At 61.7% G+C, this 20,114-nt stretch carries 15 protein-coding genes and 1 pseudogene; 8 read left to right on the plus strand and 8 right to left on the minus strand.

Annotated features, from left to right (window positions below; genetic code table 11):
* Positions 1-118: 118 nt before the first annotated feature.
* The 3 genes from AB8A23_RS23580 to AB8A23_RS23590 all read right to left on the minus strand — a co-directional run bounded on the left by AB8A23_RS23580 (position 119) and on the right by AB8A23_RS23590 (position 6,265).
* Complete coding sequence (locus AB8A23_RS23580) at positions 119-3,082, minus strand: bifunctional [glutamine synthetase] adenylyltransferase/[glutamine synthetase]-adenylyl-L-tyrosine phosphorylase (RefSeq protein ID WP_439058067.1); 2,964 nt, start codon at positions 3,080-3,082, stop codon at positions 119-121.
* Positions 3,079-4,539: a sensor histidine kinase gene (locus AB8A23_RS23585; RefSeq protein WP_439058066.1), complete on the minus strand. Its 1,461-nt coding sequence runs from the start codon at positions 4,537-4,539 to the stop codon at positions 3,079-3,081. The genes AB8A23_RS23580 and AB8A23_RS23585 overlap by 4 nt, the downstream gene beginning before the upstream one ends.
* Before the next feature lie 142 nt (positions 4,540-4,681).
* Positions 4,682-6,265 (minus strand): winged helix-turn-helix domain-containing tetratricopeptide repeat protein, encoded by a 1,584-nt coding sequence (locus AB8A23_RS23590; protein ID WP_439058065.1) that lies wholly within the window; start codon positions 6,263-6,265, stop codon positions 4,682-4,684.
* 249 nt (positions 6,266-6,514) lie between these two features.
* Here AB8A23_RS23590 and AB8A23_RS23595 point away from each other — a divergent pair, with 249 nt between their 5' ends.
* The 4 genes from AB8A23_RS23595 (at position 6,515) to AB8A23_RS23610 (ending at position 10,632) form a co-directional block, all read left to right on the plus strand.
* Positions 6,515-7,255 (plus strand): SDR family oxidoreductase, encoded by a 741-nt coding sequence (locus AB8A23_RS23595; RefSeq protein ID WP_439058064.1) that lies wholly within the window; start codon positions 6,515-6,517, stop codon positions 7,253-7,255.
* Positions 7,256-7,292: 37 nt separating this feature from the next.
* Complete coding sequence (locus AB8A23_RS23600) at positions 7,293-8,267, plus strand: alpha/beta fold hydrolase (RefSeq protein WP_439058063.1); 975 nt, start codon at positions 7,293-7,295, stop codon at positions 8,265-8,267.
* A 41-nt stretch (positions 8,268-8,308) separates the two neighbouring features.
* Entirely contained in the window at positions 8,309-8,965 is a 657-nt protein-coding gene (locus AB8A23_RS23605) for an HD domain-containing protein (RefSeq protein ID WP_320443793.1), read from the plus strand.
* Positions 8,966-9,279: 314 nt separating this feature from the next.
* Entirely contained in the window at positions 9,280-10,632 is a 1,353-nt protein-coding gene (locus AB8A23_RS23610; protein ID WP_439058062.1) for a hypothetical protein, read from the plus strand.
* A 94-nt stretch (positions 10,633-10,726) separates the two neighbouring features.
* On the opposite strand, the gene AB8A23_RS23615 is transcribed toward AB8A23_RS23610, so the two are convergent.
* From AB8A23_RS23615 to AB8A23_RS23630, 4 genes are all read right to left on the minus strand, one after another.
* Positions 10,727-11,407, minus strand: coding sequence for a response regulator transcription factor (locus tag AB8A23_RS23615; protein ID WP_068730718.1), 681 nt, complete (start codon positions 11,405-11,407; stop codon positions 10,727-10,729).
* Positions 11,408-11,686: 279 nt separating this feature from the next.
* Complete coding sequence (locus tag AB8A23_RS23620; protein WP_089267098.1) at positions 11,687-13,282, minus strand: Do family serine endopeptidase; 1,596 nt, start codon at positions 13,280-13,282, stop codon at positions 11,687-11,689.
* A gap of 188 nt (positions 13,283-13,470) precedes the next feature.
* The gene (locus AB8A23_RS23625; RefSeq protein WP_439058061.1) at positions 13,471-13,866 is read right to left on the minus strand and encodes a carboxymuconolactone decarboxylase family protein; all 396 of its coding nucleotides are present in this window, start codon (positions 13,864-13,866) and stop codon (positions 13,471-13,473) included.
* A 36-nt stretch (positions 13,867-13,902) separates the two neighbouring features.
* The gene (locus AB8A23_RS23630) at positions 13,903-14,871 is read right to left on the minus strand and encodes a Bug family tripartite tricarboxylate transporter substrate binding protein (RefSeq protein ID WP_439058060.1); all 969 of its coding nucleotides are present in this window, start codon (positions 14,869-14,871) and stop codon (positions 13,903-13,905) included.
* A 136-nt stretch (positions 14,872-15,007) separates the two neighbouring features.
* Here AB8A23_RS23630 and AB8A23_RS23635 point away from each other — a divergent pair, with 136 nt between their 5' ends.
* On the plus strand, positions 15,008-15,907 hold the full coding sequence (locus AB8A23_RS23635) for an amidohydrolase family protein (RefSeq protein ID WP_439058059.1): 900 nt from the start codon (positions 15,008-15,010) through the stop codon (positions 15,905-15,907).
* Between the two features lie 6 nt (positions 15,908-15,913).
* A complete protein-coding gene (locus AB8A23_RS23640) occupies positions 15,914-16,600 on the plus strand; it encodes a GntR family transcriptional regulator (RefSeq protein WP_068730513.1) in 687 nt (228 codons plus the stop codon).
* A 44-nt stretch (positions 16,601-16,644) separates the two neighbouring features.
* Here AB8A23_RS23640 and AB8A23_RS23645 read toward each other — a convergent pair.
* Positions 16,645-17,145, minus strand: a pseudogene (locus tag AB8A23_RS23645) (IS630 family transposase); the annotation flags it as partial.
* A 147-nt stretch (positions 17,146-17,292) separates the two neighbouring features.
* Between AB8A23_RS23645 and AB8A23_RS23650 the strand changes: the two are divergent.
* On the plus strand, positions 17,293-17,955 hold the full coding sequence (locus AB8A23_RS23650; RefSeq protein WP_439058058.1) for a response regulator: 663 nt from the start codon (positions 17,293-17,295) through the stop codon (positions 17,953-17,955).
* A 57-nt stretch (positions 17,956-18,012) separates the two neighbouring features.
* Complete coding sequence (locus tag AB8A23_RS23655) at positions 18,013-19,782, plus strand: hybrid sensor histidine kinase/response regulator (RefSeq protein WP_439058057.1); 1,770 nt, start codon at positions 18,013-18,015, stop codon at positions 19,780-19,782.
* The last annotated feature ends 332 nt before the right edge of the window (positions 19,783-20,114 follow it).

The following is a 20,114-nucleotide window of genomic DNA, read 5'->3' on the forward strand; positions in this document are numbered from 1 at the left end:
GACGTCAGGGTGCGGTCACAATGCGGCGGGTTTAGAATCTATCCAGCCGTTCACGCGAGATCATACGCAGCCGGTCATACACAACTCGCATGCCCGCCACACGGCGCGGCAGATACGTCTATGTCTGACCTTCGACAACCGCGCGGAACACCTGCCGCACGTCGGCTTGCATATCGCGCACCCGTGCTTGCAACGAAGAGAAGTCCGGCTCGTTGCTCACGCGTGCGAGTATGCGCAACAGATCCGTGCCTGCCGTCTCCGGCTTGAACTTGTCGCTCACGCATAGCCGCAGAACCTGCGTGAGGTCGTGATAGAGCCGCACCGCCGGACGCAGCACATCGACAGCAGCCGGCGACAGAATGCCCAGTCGCGCCGCATTCTCCAGCACCTGCTGCGTACTGATGCTGAGGATCTCGGGCTTCTCTGCCGCATGTACCAGCTGCAGATATTGCGCGATGAATTCGATATCGACCATGCCACCCGCGGCATGTTTCAGGTCCCAGATATCGTCTTCGCCCTTTTCCTCGGCGATGGCTTGACGCATCTCGGCAACATCATTGGCGATGATCGTGGTTTCACGCGGACGCGTCAGCACGTCGCGGATGACCAGTTCAATTTTCTCGCGGAACGCGGGCGTCGCCGAAATCACCCGCGCGCGCGTCAGCGCCATGTGCTCCCAGGTCCAGGCCTCGGTCTCCTGATATTCTGCGAAGGAGTCGATGCGCGACGCCAGCGGTCCTGCGCGACCCGACGGGCGAAGCCGCATATCGACCTCGTAGAGCACGCCATAATTGGTGCGCGTGGTGAAGGCGCTGATCAGGCGCTGCGTCAGCCGCGCAAAATACTGCGCACCGTGCAGCGGGCGCGGTCCATCTGAGTCCGGCGCATCGTGATCGAAGTCGTAAATCAAAATCAGATCGAGATCCGATGCAGCCGTCATCTCGCGACTGCCGAGCTTGCCCATGGCCACGATGGCGGTCTGCTGATCCTTGATGCGGCCGTGCTGGGCCACGAACTGATCGAGCACAAGCCCATGCAGCGTATGCGCGATACCTTCGGCGACGTCGGCGAATGCAATCCCGGCCTGCTGCGCCGACACCGTGCCCGACAGAATACGCGTGCCGATCAGGAACAGGCTCTCCTGCCCGAACAGCCTCAGACGATCGAGAAACTCTTCATAGGAATTGGCATCTTCGAGGGTCGCCGCAAGACGCGCGGACAGCTCGCGCTGGTCCGGCATGGCGCCGAAGAAGCGCGGATCGATGAGGCCGTCCATGATCTGCGGCTGCCGCGCCAGCATGTCACCCAGACGCGGCGCCGCGCCGAGCACGAGCGCCACCAGCGCGACGAGATCGCGGTTCTGGCTGAGCAGCGAAATCAGCCTGCCGCCGCGCTGCAACGCCTGCAGAAAGCGGTCGAACGCAACGACCGCAAGATCCGGCTCCTCGGCATCGGCAAGCCCGACGATCAGCGAAGGCACGAATTCCATGAATGCCTGCCGCGTGCCCTCATATTTGAGCGCGCGATAGTCATCCGTCATCCAGTGCTGCACCGTCTCCGCCACCATGGCGGGCTTGCGGAAGCCGAGCTTGGTGAAATGTTCGAGCAACCGCTGGTCCGTTGCGCCTGCTTTATAGTCGACGGCCGGCAGATGGACGTTATCGGTCGGATCGCCCTCGAACAGGCGGCCATAATGCCCCTGCACGCAATTGAGATGCCCGAGCAAATCGCTGGCAAATGACTCGCGGCTGTCATGGCCGAAGAAGCGCGTAAAGCGTTCCATGGCGCCGACGTCATCGGGCAGCGAATGAGTCTGTTCGTCGGCCACCATCTGCAGTCGATGCTCGACACGGCGCAGGAATTCATAGGCGAGCGTCAGTTCATCGCGCGCCTCAAAGGTGATCCAGTTGCTGGCAGCGAGAATGTTCAGCGCCTCCAGCGTCGGCCGCACGCGCAATTCCGGATGGCGCCCGCCGGCAATCAGCTGCTGGGTCTGCGCAAAGAACTCGATCTCACGGATGCCGCCGCGCCCGACCTTGACATTATGTCCCTCGACAGAGATTTCATTCTGCCCGCGAAACGTCTGCATCTGCCGTTTCATGTCATGGACATCGGCCAGCGCGGCGAAATCCAGATGCTTGCGCCAGACGAACGGCGCGATCTCGGCCAGCAGTGCTTCACCGGCCTTGAAGTCACCGGCGCAAGGCAGCGCCTTGATCATTGCCGCGCGTTCCCATGTGCGCCCCTCGCGCTCATAGTAATGCAGCGCCGACGCGGTCGAGACCGCCACCGGCGTTGAGGCCGGATCTGGCCGCAGCCGCAGATCGACGCGGAACACGTACCCGTCGCCGGTGCGCTGCTGCAGCAGCCGCGACACGCCCTGCGCAATACGCACGAAGAATGAATTCGGCTCGATATCCTCGGCCAACGTATGCGCCTCGAGATCGAAGAAAACGATCAGGTCTATGTCGCTGGAATAGTTCAGCTCGCCGGCGCCCATCTTGCCCATCGCCAGCACAATCAGGCCGCTGCCCTGCTCCGGATTCTCGGGATCCGGCGGCAGGATACGCTTGCGTGCCATGTCCTGGCGCAGGAGATAGCGCACCGTCGTCTGGACGGAGGATACAGCGAGATCGGTCAGCGCCCGCGTGACGCGCATCACCGGCCAGACGCCACCGATATCGCACAGCGCAATCAACAAGGCTGCTTCGGATTTCATGCGTCGCAGCAGATGCATGACATCGGGATCGCCGCCGGCGGCAGCGACATTCGCGGAGGTCTCGGCGATCAGAGTGGTAAGATGGCGATCGGGATCGCAATGCAGCAGCCGCAATGCACGTGCGGCATCGGCACGGATCAGATCGAACAGATAGGGCGACGCCTCGGCAATGCCGAGCAGGATCACCCTGGCATGCGGAAATTGGTCGGTGATCGCGCGAAATGCGGCAGCATCGTCCGGCGCGATATCGGCGAGCCATTCGCCGAAGCGCTGCTCGGCATCGGCGGGGGCGAACAGCTGCGGTCCGCTGACGAATTGCGCGGCCAGCGGGAGCTGGCCCTCGCCTGTTGCGGCTGAGGTCATGCCGACTTCTGTGGCACATTCCCCGTTTGACCTGCAAGGCCTTCGGCGGCCACTGCCGGCAGCGCCAACGTGACCCGCAACCCTGGATGATTGTCGCCCAGCTGCAATTCACCGCCGTGCAGCGTGGCCACGGCAGATGCAAGACTGAGACCGAGGCCGGAACCGGGCAATGTGCGGCTCGCTTCCAGCCGCACGAAGCGCTCCACCGCATGTTTCCGATCGGCTTCGGGAATGCCTGGACCATGATCGGACACGCTGAGCAGCACCTGATCGCCCTCGCGCCGCGCCTCGATCACGATGTCCTTGGCGGCCGCAGCGCCTGCGCTATCGGCATTCTCGTCTGTGATCGCAGGTTTGCCATATTTGATGGCGTTTTCGACGAGATTGGCGAGCGCCTGGCTGATCAGTTCGCGATTGCCACGCAGCGGCGCAGCCGCGGTCTTGACGGTCAGCGTAAGATCGCTGTCTTCAGCAAGCGGTTCATAGAGCTCGTGGATGCCCAGGGCGACCTCGGCAGCATCGAAATTGTCCATATTGCCGCGCGCCTGGCCCGATTCGGCACGTGCGATCATCAACAGCGCATTGAAGGTCCGGATCAGGCCATCGGATTCCTCGATGGTGCGTTCCAGCGCCGCACGATATTCGGCCTCGTTGCTGGATCGCGCCAGCGCCTCCTCCGCCCGATTGCGCAGCCGCGTGAGCGGCGTCTTGAGGTCATGGGCGATATTGTCCGAGACTTCCTTCAGTCCTGTCATCAGCGCTTCGATGCGCTCCAGCATGGCATTGAGATTTTCCGCGAGACGGTCGAGTTCGTCGCCGCTGCGTCCGACCGGCAGACGACCAGAGAGATCGCCCGCCATGATACGCTGGGTGGTGCCGGTCATCGCGTCGATCCGCCGTAGCACGCGGCTGGCGACGAAGATGCCGCCGCCGAGTCCAAGGACAACGACGATCAACACCGACCACTTCGCGGCATCGCCGACGATGTCGAATAGACGCCGGCGTTCCTCGAGATCATGGCCGATCAGCAGCCGGAAGCCGCTGCTCAATTGCGTCACCTTCACCAGCGCGCGATGGTTGGACGAGTCGGGATCGTCGAGGCGGCGATAGGCGGTCTCGGACCAGCCCGTGGTCGCCATCACGCCGGGCGCCAATGAGGACACGTTGCCGGCGATGGATTGACCCGCCGGTGTCGTGATCAGATAGAGGTTGGCGCCAGGACGCAGCGCCCGGTTCTCGATGGCGCCCACGATTCCCCGCAAGCCGCGCCGCCCGAACAGATCGCTCAGCTCGGTCATTTCGTCATCGACCGTGGTCGTGATCTGATCGTTGATCAGCCGGTGTGTATTCCAGGCGAAATAGCCGAGCAGCGATGCTGCAAACAGCGCGAACAGCAGCAGATAGGCCAACGTCAACCGGAAGGCCGTCGTGCGAAACAGTTTACCGATAGCCGTCACGGGTCACGCTCGGGACGTGCGGAAATGGAAGGTTCTGGAAGTCATCCCCTGTTCTAGCAGGCGCAAGCTGTAACAAACAGGGCGTGAATATGAGATGTTGGTAATGTCGCCGCGCTATGGGAATTTTATCTTTCAGCCAGGTTCACTCCGGAAGGCCGGCTTTTCGCAGGCCCTCCGATGCCAGTGCGAAGTCCTGCGGTCGCCGCACCAGCAGCCAGTCGTCAATATTGCTGAGCCGCAATGTGGGATCGAGCCGGCGCACATGGCCCATCGCCTCACGCGCCTCTTCCATTCGCCCACCCAGAGCATGCGCGGCCGCCTGGAATGCAGCAACACGGAGAATGTTCGGCACCTCGCGCGACGCCTCCCGCAAGCAATCGAGCGCGGTATCAAAGCGTCGCGAATAGAGATGCGACATCGCGATTCCCGTATGCATCTGGAATGTCTCGGGATCGAGCGGACTGAGCCGCATGGCGCGTGAAAAATAGGCGATGGCCTCGTCGTGTTCGCCGAGCGAAACGCGTTGATAGCCGCCGAGGTACCAGATCGTCGAGAGATTGGGATTGAGCACCAGCGCACGATCGACATAGGCGACGCAGGCATGCAGGTCGCCGCCGAAATGCGGCCAGGCATGGCCGCCGCGTGTCAGCGCTACCGCGTCGTTCTTGCCGAGCGTGACGGCGCGTTCGGCAAGCCGCGCCGCTTCACGCCCGTCAGCCACACGATCGGAAAGCCAGCGGTTCATCTTGCGCCAGTAGAAGCATCCCGCGGCCATCCCATAGGCCGCAGCGAAGTCGGGATCGAGCTCGATGGCTTTGTAGAAATTCGCCAATGCTGCGTCGATTCCATCGCGCGTCGACACATGAAAATTCGCCAGTCCACGCAGGTAGTAATCGTAGGCGTCGAGGCTTTCAGTCGGCTTCCGTTTGGCGCGTTCGATCTCGGCAAATTCAAGCTGCGGCGCGATGGCGCCCACGACGCTTTCCGTGACCTGATCCTGCAGATCGAAGATGTCATCAACAACGCTCTCAAAGCGCTCGCCCCACAGATGCATGCCCGTGGTGGTATCGACGAGCTGTCCGGTGATGCGCACGCGGTTCGCCACACGGCGCACGCTGCCTTCCAGCACATAGCGCACGCCAAGTTCGCGCCCGACCTCGCGGACGTCCACGGCACGGCCTTTAAACGTGAAACTGGAGTTGCGAGCGATGACGAACAGCCAGCGAAGCCGCGACAGCGCGAGGATGATGTCCTCAACCATGCCATCGACAAAATAGTCCTGCTGCGGATCGCCGCTCAGATTGAGGAACGGCAGCACTGCGATCGACGGCCGATCGGGCAACGTCAGCGCGGCGTCCGGGTTCACCGTCGATGTGGCGTGATCGGCAACCGCCGCGTCAGACTGCGCCGGCATTGCCGTCTCGGTCACATCGCCGACGAAACGAAAGCCCTTGCGCGCGACCGTTTTCAGCAGCCGCTGTTCATCGCCGCTATCGCCCAGCGCCTTGCGTACCGCATTGATGTGACTGGCCAGCGTCGATTCGGACACGATCCGTCCCGCCCAAACGGCGTCGAGAAGGGCATCCTTGCTGACGACGTGGTCGCGGTTCTTCACCAGATGCAGCAGCAGGTCGAAAGCCTGCGGCGTGATCGCCACTTTGTCGCTGCCATGTGACAGTTCTCTGCGGTCGGGATCGAGGACATAGCCTGCGAACAGATACGGCACTCGGCGCTCCATGACTGCCTGCGTTTTCGGCCGGCGGCAATGAACCGTCAAGACCTTCAGGAGGCAACAGAACCGACCCCACAAACTGGCCTGTCGCGCGCCATCGGCGGTGACGTGCCAGCCGGCCCTTTCTGAACGAACATCCAAGCGAAACTCAAGAGAAAACGAAGATTGCGGCAAAGTCTTCCTGTGCGCCGCGGCGCATGGTCCGCCCACACGATCGTCACCGTGTGAAAGGGAGAAAATATCATGAAAATCGTCGTCATCGGAGGTAGCGGCCTCATCGGTACGCAGGTCGTGAGCGGCTTGAGGAAGCTGGGCCACAAGGTCCTCGCCGCCTCGCCGTCGACGGGCGTCAACACGCTGACGCGGGAAGGACTGGCCGAGGCCATGTCCGGGACAAACGTCGTCATCGACGTGGCGAATTCACCATCATTCGAGGACGGGCCGGTGATGGAATTCTTCCAGACATCCACCCGCAACCTGCTCGCGGCGGAAAAGGCCGCAGACGTCCAGCATCATCTGGCCCTGTCTGTGGTCGGGACCGAGCGCCTTCAAGCCAGCGGCTATTTCCGTGCCAAGCTGGCCCAGGAGGATCTCATCAAGGCGTCTGGAATGCCCTACACGATCCTGCGGGCGACGCAGTTCTTCGAATTCATCCCCGCCATCGTGCAAGGCGGCGTGGACGGCGACGTGATTCGCCTGACGCCAGCCCTGATCCAGCCCATCGCATCTGCGGACGTGGCAGCCGCCATGGTGGACCTGGCCCTGGGCACCCCGGTGAACGGCGTCGTCGAGGTGGCCGGGCCCGAACCGCTCCCGCTCGACGCACTCGGGCGCAAATATCTGACGGCAAAGCAGGACCCACGCCAGGTCATCGCCGACATCCACGTGGGTTATTTCGGCACGCCGATCAATGATCGCTCCCTGACGCCCGATGCCGGCGCGCGCATCGGAGCGATCCATCTCGACGACTGGCTCAAGGGCTGATCGACGCAACCTGCTCTCCGCCAACCAAGGACCGACCATGACCGACGACGTTCCGCGCTCGACACCCTCCCGCCGCGATCTGCTCGCAGCTGCCGCCATCACCGCGATCACTGCCGGCTTGCCCTCGATCGCCGAGGGCAAGGCCGGCGACAAGCCAACCAAACCTCACGCTCACAAAGGACATCGCACCATGAGCACCATCACCACAAAGGACGGCACCGAGATCTATTACAAGGACTGGGGCAAGGGCCCGGTCGTTACCTTCTCCCACGGCTGGCCGCTCAATGCGGACGCGTGGGACGGCCAGATGCTGTTTCTGGCCCAGCATGGCTATCGTGTCGTCGCCCATGACCGCCGCGGTCATGGCCGCTCCAGCCAGGCCTCAAACAGCAATGACATGAACGGTTATGCCGACGATCTCGCCGCAGTCATCGAGACGCTCGATCTGAAGGACGCGACGCTGGTCGGCCATTCCACGGGTGGCGGCGAAGTCGCACGCTACATCGGCCGCCACGGCACCAAGCGTGTGAAGAAGGCGGTGCTGATCGCGGCGGTGCCACCGATCATGCTGAAGACACCAGCCAATCCGGAAGGATTGCCGATCGAGGTGTTCGACGGCATCCGCGCCGGCGTGGCCGGAGATCGGTCGCAATATTACAAGGATTTGGCGATCGCCTTCTACGGCGCCAACCGGCCCGGCGCGAAAGTCTCCCAGGGCACGCTGGATCAGTTCTGGCTGTGGAGCATGCAGGCCGGCGCGAAGAACGCCTATGAGAGCGTGAAGGCGTTCTCGGAGACGGATTTCACGGAAGACCTGAAGAAGTTCGACATCCCTACCCTCGTCCTGCATGGCGAGGACGATCAGATCGTGCCCGTGAAGGACTCCGCGGTGAAATCAGCCAAGCTGATCAAGGGTGCCAAGGATGTCTATTATCCCGGCGCACCGCACGGCATCACGGCGACCCATGCGGATCAGGTCAATGCCGAGCTGCTGAAATTCCTGAAGAGCTAGCAAGAGCAACCTTCACGGTCCGGTAGAGCGAGGCGACGAACATGCAACAGATCAATGACAGGCAACTGGCGGGAGTGACCGTCCCCGATACGGCCATCATCGCCAGCGCGATCGACCACGCCCGGAACAGTTGCGAACCGTACCTGTTCAACCATGTCGTCAGGTCATGGTTGTTTGCGGTGCGGCTCGCTCAACTGCAGAACATCGAGCACGACGGCGAGGTTCTCGCCGTCGCAGCACTGCTGCATGACATCACGCTCAATGAACGCTTCGCCGGGCCGCGTCGCTTCGAAGTAGAAGGCGCCGACCTCGCGCGTCTCTTTGCACGGGAGCATGGCTTCGACCGAAGCCGTGCACAGTTGATCTGGGATAGCGTTGCGCTCAATTCCACGCCGTCGATTGGGCTGTTCAAGGAAGCCGAAGTCGCGCTCTGCACCGCCGGCATCTGCTTCGATGTCGTCGGCTTGCAGTATGAGCTTATTCCACCGAGCGAAGTTGCGGCAATTGTCGCAGAATTTCCACGTTTGGGAATGAAGCAGAAAATGACTCGCTGCTTCTGCCATATCGCCCGGACCCAACCCGGCACCACTTACGACAACTTCATTCGCGATTTCGGCGAACGTTTCGTGGCGGGCTACAAGGCAAGCTCCGTCGTCGAACTGGTGATCAACGCGCCGTTCGACGAAGAACAGCCATAGATGGCGTGACGGCACCGCCGCTGTATCTTCATTAGAATCAGGTTCCGGGAGAATGTCACGATTGTCGTAAGGCAACCTCGCCCGCTGCCATAGTTTCGCCGGCGACCTGATCAAGCGCCAAAGTGTGGGAATCACGGGTAAATTTGCCTAATCTCCTTAGTTATGGGTGAAGAGGATAAAGCTCTATGGATCTTGGCAGATCCGGTTGGAGGCCGACAACAACCAGAACGACATCGGCAACTCGGCCGATTTAATCCTACCAAATACCGCTATCGGGCAGTAGATGAAGTAGCTTGGGGGAGGAATTGAGGCTGATGCAGATGCTTGCTCGACGGTTGGATAGCCGGCGGCTTTCTGTTTCCTTGATCGTGATCGGATGCGTTCTTTTAGGCTTCCTGCTCCGCTTCCTCGCTCGGGAGCATGCCACCACTGACGCCGTTCGATACCTGATCCCCTGGTACATATTCGCGCGCGACCGCGGTATCGGCGGGCTTGGCGAAGCCTTCACCAACTACACGCCGTTCTACAGTTACCTGTTGTTGATCACGGCGCAATTCAATGGGCTGGGCCAGCCCCTCACTCTGGTGAAGGCGATCTCGTTCGTATTCGAGTTCGGCTGCGCGATCGTGGTAGCTCTGATCGTGTGGTCGGCGAATAAGGCACCATCGCGCGCGTGCGTTGCCTTTTGCTGTGTCTGGCTTGCACCGACAGTAATCTTCAACGGCGCTGTGTGGGGACAGGCCGACTCGATCTGGACATTCTTCACGCTCGTTTCGATAGCCGCGTTCATGCAGCATCGGAACGGCATTTTGCCATTCGCAGTCGCGGTCGCGGTGAAGGCGCAAGGCGTATTCCTGGGGCCGTTTGTCTTGGGCATGATGTTGCGTGACAAGATTCACTGGGCATGGCTCGCCGCCGTCCCCGCGGTCTATGCAGCCCTTGCCATTCCTGTTGTTGTCGCCGGCAGACCCATCGCCTCAGTATTCAACATCTACATGGAGCAGGCTGACACATTCCACCGCCTCACCATGAACGCCGCGAATATCTGGGTGTTCGCAGGGAGCGTTCCCTACCAGATGGGTGTCCCCATCGGGCTCGCATTGGCGGTGCTCGGCGGGCTGGCTCTGGCAGCCTTGCTCGCGCGGTCCAAGCGAGAAGGGCCAGAGTTTATTTTGCTCGTCGCATGCGCATCTCTGATGATCATGCCCTACCTGCTTCCGAAGATGCACGATCGTTACTTCTTTGCGTTCGAGGTCGCGTCCATCGGGCTCGCATGTCTCAATGCGCGTTACCTGCCGTTCCCGGTGATCGCTCAGGTCTCCGGCGTGCTGTCCTATCTCGGATTCGAACGCGAGATCGTGATGGGCCTGCTACCCGCGGCGCTGTGCAATACGTTGCTGGCCATATACTTGGTGCTCGACCTCTCGCGTGATGAGAGCGGCTTCCGCTTTCCGAAACTTGCGTGGCTCGGCTACGCCGCATCGACTGCAGGACTGTTCGCTTACCTGCTGCTGGCAGATGCAGGGGAGAACATGTCTCTCACCTACCTGCTCTTCACGGGTCTCGTCGTGGGCACGGCGCTGATGGTCATTAAAGGCTCGCGCTGCGTCTCGGTTCCCGAACGGTCAGTCGCCGGAGCAGCCCCCGCGCACCCGCCCGTCAATTAAGATCAATCACTTTCGCAGTCCGGGACGATTGACGCGATGACGATCAGCAATGACCGCGTAAAGCCTCAATCTTCTAACTGAACCTAGATTTCGCTCACTTCATGCCGTCGCGGACCATATAGCCGGCGCCGCGAATGGTGTGCAGCAGCGGACGCTCAAAGCCCTTGTCGATCTTCGAGCGCAGGCGCGAGATATGGACATCGATCACGTTGGTTTGCGGATCGAAATGATAATCCCAGACGTTTTCCAGCAGCATGGTGCGGGTGACCACCTGCCCGGCATGTTTCATGAGATATTCGAGCAGCCGGAATTCGCGAGGCTGCAGGATCAGTTCCTGGCCACCGCGCGTCACGCCATGGGACAGCCGGTCGAGTTCGAGATCACCGACGCGATAGGTCGTTTCTTCGGCGGGACCACCCTGGCGGCGCGACAGCACTTCGACGCGCGCGAGCAGCTCAGCGAATGAATAAGGCTTCGGCAGATAATCGTCGCCGCCGGCGCGCAGGCCCTTGATGCGGTCATCGACCTGGCCCAGCGCCGAGAGGATCAGCGCCGGCGTCCGGTTACCCTTGTCGCGCAGGCCGCCTATAACGGAGAGTCCATCGCGCTTCGGCAACATACGATCGACCACCAGCACGTCGTAATCGCCGGAATCGGCGAGCGCGAAACCTTCCTCGCCATCGCTGGCGTGATCGGCGACATGGCCGACCTCACGGAAAGCCTTGACCAGATAGTCGGCGGATTCGCGGTCGTCTTCGATGATGAGCAGACGCATCTGGGGATCGGATTCGCTGTGGATCTTGTGAGTCTCGGTCACCATGGCGCGCACCGGGCTTTCATGCAAGGCGGCGGAATGCCCGCCGGTTATCCTTCGGGGCAGAAAGAAGAATAGGCGGTGAAGCTGGGGGAAACTTCACCGCCCATTGGCCTTTCAACGGAGGGGGGCGTTTTCCATCGAAAGGAAGCAGCGGGAGCGAGTTTGTGGCTCGCCCCCTGGAAAGAGCCGTCAGCGGGGGCGACTATGCCGGCGACACTCTCCGTTCATGTGCGGTGATCAGCTCTTCGCGAGGGGAACGGCCACGAACTTCGATGAGCCGTTCGAGCGAACCCTGATCAGCACGCTGTTCTTGTTGTCGTTGTGCGCGGCGACAATCGCCTCGCGCACATCGCCGGGATTGGTCACGCTCTTTCCGGCGACTTCGAGAATGACGTCGCCTTCCTTGAAGCCACGCTCGGCAGCGGCGCTCTTCGGATCGACGCCGGTCACGACCACGCCGTCCTTGCCGGCACCGGCGACACTGCTCGCGGGCGAGACCGTGAGGCCGAGCCGCGGCACGTCGCTGCCGCGCGATGACGATCCCTTGTCACCGCTATCGACATCGGCCTTCGCCTCTATCGTGTTCGGCAACTGGCCGAGGGTCATGGACAGAACCTTGTCCTCCCCCTTGTGCAGCACGTTGATCTTCACCGTGTTGCCCGGCGCGAAGCCGCCAATGGTGCGGGCGAGTTCGCGTGCATCCTTCACCGGCGTGCCATTCACCGCGGTGATGACGTCACCCGACTTGATGCCGGCCTTGGCTGCCGGACCATCGGCCTGCGGCTCGGCGACCAGCGCACCTTCCGCCTTCTTCAGGCCGAGACTGTCGGCGATATCCTGGGTCACCGGCTGAATCTGCACGCCGATCCAGCCACGCGAGACCGAACCCTTGTCCTTGAGCTGCGCCACCACCGTCTTCACGGTCGAGGCCGGGATCGAGAACGCGATGCCGACGCTGCCGCCCGAAGGCGAATAGATCGCGGTGTTTACGCCCATCACTTCGCCCGACGTATCGAAAGCCGGACCACCCGAATTGCCCTTGTTCACGGGCGCATCGATCTGAATGAAATCGTCATACGGACCGCTGCCGATGTCGCGACCGGAGGCCGAGACGATGCCGGCGGTCACGGTGCCGCCGAGGCCGAACGGATTGCCGACTGCCAGCACCCAGTCGCCGATCCGCGGCTTGCCGTCGGCGAGCTTGGCGAACGGGAAGTCGGTGCGGCCCTCGACCTTGATCAGCGCCAGATCGGTACGTGGATCGGTGCCGATCACCTTGGCCGAATAGGTCTTGCCGTCGTCGGTCGAGACCTCGACCTTGTCGGCGCCATCGACCACGTGATTGTTGGTTACGGCGAAACCGTCAGCCGAGATGAAGAAGCCCGAGCCCTGACCGCTCACGACGCCACGGCCGCCGCCGCGCGGACCACCGCGCATGCCCGGAGGCACGCCGTCCTGGCCGAAGCGCTTGAAGAAGCGCTCCATCGGGGAGCCCGGCTGGAACGGCGAGTCGCCGTTGTTGTCGTCATCCTTCGATGCGACCTTCTCCTTCATGTTGACCTTGACCGAGATCACCGACGGCTTCACGCGCTCAACGATATCGGCGAAGCCGACCGGCTGCGCGGCCTGCGACTTGACCTGCTTGTCGACCTGCGCGTGCGCAGTGGTGGTGAAGATGTCGACCGGACCGTTGGAGGGCGACAGGCCATAAGCGGCAACACCAAGGCCCGCAACAACCGACGCCATCAGCGCGAATTTACGCGCAGAGAACAGCGAACGGCGGGACGCCTTGTAGGACGGCAATTCGGAAAAATCGTTGGGGCGGTCGGACATCGAGAAAATCTCCAGAGCAACGGCGCGGGGGCAAGGCGCCTTGTGTGATCTGAAGATGGAGGTTTCCACCTTACCGCGGGCTGGCAGGGGAATTAAGGTTTGGTAATCTGGGAGATGCAGGTGTGGCGGGGTGACGCAGGGAAAACCGCGCCTGAATCACCCCGATATCGGCAGATGCAGCGGCGGTATCAACCGCCGGTCTTTTGACCCGTCTCCGGGAACAGACCGGCCAGGATTTCGCCGGCCATGTTGAAGGCTGCAACGCCGCGGAACAGCGCCGCGATTCCTGCACTTGCGTGCAGTTCCTCAAGCGTGGCGCCGGCCTTGATCGCAGCCTTTGCGTGATTGGCAGCAGCTTCGGACGTCTGGACTAGCAGGATCGCGAACGACATCAATTGCACGGTCTTCTGGTCCAGTGCCGTCGGCGTCAGCGCCGCAATCCTCCAGTCCTCCAGCGCCGTGACCAGAGCGGGATCGACGCGCATGCCGAGTTCGAGCCGCTTCGCGATCTTCGGCGGCGTAAAGCCAATCATGGTCTCGTAGCGGGACTTCAGCTCGTCGAGCTCAGCAATTTTCTTCGTCATATGATTCCCGTTTTCAAATCGATTACCGCCGAGGTCCTACTCGACCTTGGCACCCGCTGTCTTGACCACCTGGCCCCATTTTTCCGACTCGGCGCGCAGAAACGCAGCGAATGCGTCGCCGGATAACGTGCCGGGCTCGGCGCCGACATCGGCGAGACGCTTCACCATGTCGGGGTCCTTCAGCACCTTGGCCACGCCGTCGATCAGCATCTTCGTCACATCCGGCGGCATCTTGGCCGGCGCGACGAGGCCAAACCATGACGACGCCTCGAAATTTGCGACACCCGCCTCCGCCATCGTCGGCAGCTCCGGGAACAGAGGCGAGCGCGCTGCGCCGGCCACGGCAATCGCGCGGATCGTGCCGCCCTGAACCTGCGGACGAATGGCCGGCATGTTGTCGAACATCATCGGGATCTGACCGGCGATCAGGTCATTCATCGCCGGCGCCGCGCCGCGATACGGCACATGGACGATATCGATACCGGCGCGCGCCTTCAGCAGCTCGCCCGCCAGATGGTTGGTTGATCCCAAGCCGGACGAGCCGAAATTGAGTTTGCCCGGCGACGCCTTGGCGAGCACAATCAGCTCAGCCACCGTCGTCGCCTTCACGCCCGGATTGACCGCCAACACGATCGGAACCGACGCGATCAACGCCACCGGCGTGAAATCCTGCGCGGGATTGAAGGGGAGTTGCGCGTAGAGCGACTGATTGACCGCGAGCGGTCCGGGCGCCGTCAGCAGCAATGTATAGCCATCAGCGGGCGAGCGCACGACGGCATCCGCGCCAATGTTGCCGCCGCCGCCGGCACGGTTGTCGATCACCACCGGCTGTCCCCAGAGCTCCTGCAGCTTGGTGCCAAGCAAGCGGGCAACGACGTCGTTCGATCCGCCGGCGGGAAACGGCACCACGATCTTGATGCCGCGTTCGGGAAACCCTGCATGGGCAACCTGGCCGACCAGCGAAACCATGACCAGAGCCACCAGTGCAGAAACCACGTGCCGCATGCGAACCTCCAAATAATCGATTTTTCTTGCTTCGTCGATTTTATGTTGGCACTACTTAAGGCTGTCGTCAAATCGGCTGATTGCCACCGTTTATTTTCAGCGAACAAAGATCGCTTATTTGAAGGGAGTTGCCACGATGAGTGCGCATACGCCTGGCGCCCCACCGAAGCCCTGCCCCGGCCCCGATCGCCATCCGAAGCGGCCGGCATTCGTGATGCCGCGTGGTGCCTGCGATACCCATGTCCACGTCTTCGGCCCGCAGGCCGAATTTCCGTTCAGCGAACAGCGCAGCTACACGCCCGAAGACTGCACCTATGACGACCTGATGCAGCTCCACGAAACGCTCGGGATCGACCGCGCCGTCATCGTGCATGGCGGCGCTCATGGCACCGACAATAGTGCGACGCTCGCGGCCCTCGACCTCAATCCGCGACGGCTGCGCGGGGTGGCCGTGATCCCGTCGGGCCTGCCGCAGCAGGAGCTCGAAGACATGCACCTTCGCGGCATGCGGGGCTGCCGCATGTCCACCGTCGTCAGCGGCGGCGCATCCTTCGCGCATTTGCGCGGCCTCGCGGACGAGACCTTCGATTTCGGCTGGCATCTCGTGCTGCATTTCAACAAAGCGAGCGAACTGGTCGATGTCGCGCCGCAACTGATGCAGGTCCGCAGTCCGTTCGTGCTGGATCACCTCGCCCGGATCAGTGCCGCGGAAGGCGTCGATTCCGAACCGTTCCGAACCCTGCTGCGATTGCTCGACACCGACCGCTGCTGGATCAAGCTCGCCAGCCTTTATCGCCTCTCCGCGGAGCCCTATCCGCATCGCGACATGCTGCCGATGATCGCGCGCGTGGTCGAGGCGCGTCCCGACCGCATCCTCTGGGGCAGCAACTGGCCGCATCCGATCTGCCCGGTCGCGATGCCGAACGATGGCGACCTCGTCGATCTCATCCCGCTCTGGCTGCCGGATCCCAAAGCGCAGCAAATGGCACTGGTGGATAATCCGGCTTCGCTCTGCGGTTTCGAGAGCATCGGATAAGCCATCATGAGCACCGCACGCACCACCACGGCCGGCGCGATCCCGACCACATTGTCCACCACGCTCGTCGCCCGCTTGCGGGATTCGATCATGCGCGGCGACCTGCTGCCGGGCAGCAAACTCAATCTTGATCGCCTACGCACCGCCTTCGGCGTCAGCCTCAGCCCGCTGCGCGAAGCGCTGTGTCGTCTGGAGAACGACGGACTCGTCGCGCTGATCGACCAGCGCGGCTATCGCGTCACGCCGGTCTCGGCGAGCAATCTCGCCGAGATCATCCGGCTACGCGTCGAACTCGAAGGCCTCGCCGTCAAGGAAGCCATCGAACACGGCGATGTCGCCTGGGAAGGACGCGTGCTCGGCTCGCTGCATCAGCTCAGCCGCTGCAAGCGCGGCTCACGCTCGGCCGCTGAACAGGAAGCCTGGGAGATTGCGCATCGCGCCTTCCATGCCGAACTGATCTCGGCATGCCAGATGCCGCTGCTGCGGCAGTTCTGCGCGACGCTGCACGATCAGAGCGATCGCTATCGCCGCATCTTCCTGAAGAAACATCAGCCAGATCGCGATGTGCCTGCAGAACACACTGCCATGGCCCATGCGATGATCGAGCGCCGCACCCGCGATGCAACACGGATCCTGCGGGAGCATATCGAACGCACGGGTCGGAATATCCAGGCGGTGTTGCCCGCCGAATAGACGCCGGCCGCGGCAACAGCTGCACTAGTGGATTGACGCTTCTCCCGTTTGATAGCGACGAGGACGAGTTTGGGATTGGCCGTCCAGACAAGGGCTTTGGATCGGCGTTGTTTCGGTAACGAAGCGATCGATGGCGGCTTTGAGATCATCCACGGATCGGAACACGCCGCGTTTGAGGCGGCGTCTCGCAAGCTTTGCGAAGATGCCTTCGACAGCGTTGAGCCGTGATGCCGAGGTTGGTGTGAAGCGGAACGTCCAGCGGGATGCCGGGCCAACCATTCTTGCACCTTGGGATGTTTGCGGTTGGCGTAGTTGTCGATGATGGCGTGGATCGCCTTCGTGCCGGCACCTGGCCCTCGATGGTGTTGAGGAAGCGGATGAACTCCTGGTGCCGGTGGGGCTGCATATTGCGGCCGATAATGGTGCCGTCGAGGATATTCAGCGCCGCAAACAGATTGGTCGTGCCGTTTGTAGTCGTGGATCATCGTCCCGACGCGGCCCTTCTTCGTCGGCAAGCCGGGTTGGGTGCGGTCGAGCGCCTGGATTCAATGAGTCCTGAGCCCCAGCGACCATATGTAAAAATACGGCAACTCGCGTATTTTGTATTAAGATCATCAGGCAAATGAATGCATGGATTCCAATCTTTGATTGGATCTGATTTATATCCTAGCGCCGTTGTAGCGGGGCGATGCATGAGCGGACTGCTGAGGACGATCATTGCTGACGATCATGCCTTCATTCGGGAAGGCCTGAAACAGCTTCTGTCGACCGTGGACAGGCTTACGGTCAGTGGAGAAGCGGCGGACGGTGAAGCCGTTCACCGGCTGCTGAACGAAAGCTCCGCCGATCTTCTCATACTCGATCTCGGCATGCCGGGTGTGAACGGGTTTCAATTCATAGCTAACCTGAGAACCGAATGGCCGGAGCTGCGAGTTCTTGTCGTGACCGCCAATGTTGAGCCACGTTCCGTTCGGGCAGCTTTTTCTGCAGGTGCGAATGGCTATTTGACCAAGAGCGGCGATCCATCCGAACTCATCGCTGCAGTCGATGCCATCAGAAAAGGCAACGCCTATGTGGCGGAGGAGGTTCGTTTTGCGGTGGACCAGCATGACGGCCCGAACGACTCCCCGGAGCCCACGGCTGCGATCATATCTCCGGTCACGCTTACACGGCGCGAGCGGCAAATCCTAGGGATGATCCCTCACGGTGCCACCAGCCGCGACATCGCCAGCCGGCTCGGCATTAGCCCGCTGACCGCCCGGAAACATCGCGAGAATCTGATGCGGAAGCTTGATCTGCACAGCGGTGCTGAATTGACAGCCTACGCAATTCGTCTCGGCCTTCCAGCGGGCTAGCGCAACGGCAACTCGCGAACGAAGCCGCCGCACCTACCGGCGCGCGAAGAGGTTTCGATGCAAGAAGACAAGATACGCGAGGCGCTCGTCGAGCTTTTGTATCGCAATTCCTACGGAGTGGTGGTCGCCAACATCCTGATCTCCCTGGCGGCAGCGTACGTACTGAGGAGCGTTGTATCGGCGAACTGGTTGATCGGATGGCTCGGCGCGTTATATCTGCTCACTGCCATACGCGTTCTGGCGGCGCGCCGGTTCTTCAGCCGAGATAGAGAGCCGACGTCCGCGTTGCGATGGGCCTGGCTTGCGGCTGCGTTTTCCTGCGTGTCAGGTCTGCTGTGGGGAATGCTCGGCTGGGTTGGGTTCCTTCCTGAGGCGCCCATTCCTTTTTCATTCACGGTCATTGTCTTGACCGGTCTGATCTGCGGCACCGTTCCGTCGCTCTCGGCCTTTCCGCCTGCTCTCGTCGGCTCGATCGTCGCAACGGTGCTTCCGATCACGGTACGCTCGATTACCAATGGAGGCGATATCTCCGGCGCATATCTCTCTCTACTTGCGGGGCTTGTGGCCATCAATCTCTATTACTGCCGCACAACGTACCACATGCTGCGTGAGACCATCAGGTTGCGTCTGGAAAATGTCGAACTGGTGAGCCACCTGCAGGAAGAACGCGACCGCGCGCAAGCGGCCGATCATGCGAAAACGCGTTTCCTTGCGGCCGCCAGTCACGACCTGCGCCAGCCGATCCATGCCTTGAGCCTACTGATCGCCACGCTGGCGGCGCTGGGTCACCGCGGCGCTGTCGCATCCGGCGATGCTCGCGATCTGGCCGGCAAGGCAAAATCCATTGTCGGCAATCTCAGCGCCCTCCTGAATGGACTGCTCGACATCTCCCGGCTCGATGCCGGCGTCGTCACTGTTGCGAAGGAGACGGTGAATATGTCCCAACTTTTCAATCAACTCGGCAACGAATTCGCGCCCGTGGCGAAGGATCGCGGCCTTGATTGGCGTGTTGTTGAAAGCCGTCTGCTGGTGGACAGCGATCCCATGATGCTGAAACGGGTTTTGGACAATCTGCTGTCGAACGCTTTTCGATACACGAGATCCGGCGGCGTTCTGCTCGGCTGCCGTAGGCGCGGCGCTTCGGTGGAAATCCAGATATGGGATACCGGCCCCGGCATCCCCGCAGATCAGCAAGCAATGGTCTTCGAGGAATTCGTGCAATTGCAGAACCCTGCGAGGGATCGCGCGCTCGGCCTCGGCCTTGGCCTCGCCATCGTTCGCCGCACCGCCGTACTGCTGCAACATCCGCTAAAGCTGGTCTCCGTCACCGGACGCGGCTCGATGTTTTCCGTTACGGTTCCGATAGCCAGTGCGGTGGAAACTCCCTTGCCCGACAACAAGGCATCACCAGCCGGCATCGCCGTCGGCATCATGGTCGTGGAAGACGAGAGGGATGTTCTCGATATCATGGTGCAGTTGCTCACACTGCAGGGGCATCGCGTCTATGCCGGCCGATCTGCCGCCGAGGTGCAACAGATTCATGCAGAGGCGATCGAGGCCGGCAAGGCACCGGTCGATCTGATCATTGCCGACTACCGCCTCGGAGATGGGGCTACGGGCCTGGACGTAATCGAGGCTCTTTGCGCCCATATCGGCCGCTCGGTCCCTGCCGTTATCGTGACCGGCGATACCTCGCCGTCGCGGATCAAGGAAGCCATCGCCAGCGGTCATCGTATTCTGCACAAGCCGATCACCGGCGAGGAATTGCACGAAGCGATCGTTGCAGCCTGTGTTGACGGCAAGGAATCGATCGATAGCGGTCGCTAAAATATGTAGCTGCCCCGGATTGGCGATCACCCGGCCACGGTTGAGAGCGCGTCTCCGCGCTGATCTCCCACGGGCCACCATCTGCGGCGGCGCAAGGCCTTTCGACACCAGAGCGTTTTCCAGCGAAGTGGACCCGGTTCGCGTCAAGAAAACGCGTCAGAATAACGAATCTAGAGCCCCGTTTCGATTCTATCGAAACGGAAAAGGCTCTAGCCTCCTTACCGACGACGAAATACGGCATCTGCCGTATCGCTTGCGACCGAACCCAACGATATCTTTCGTGCGACTGGACACGCTAGAACAGCGGCCGATTTCGAATTCGGCAGTTGAGA

It is taken from the genome of Tardiphaga sp. 619_E2_N8_4 (assembly GCF_051810905.1).
In the GTDB taxonomy this organism is placed as follows: domain Bacteria; phylum Pseudomonadota; class Alphaproteobacteria; order Rhizobiales; family Xanthobacteraceae; genus Tardiphaga; species Tardiphaga robiniae.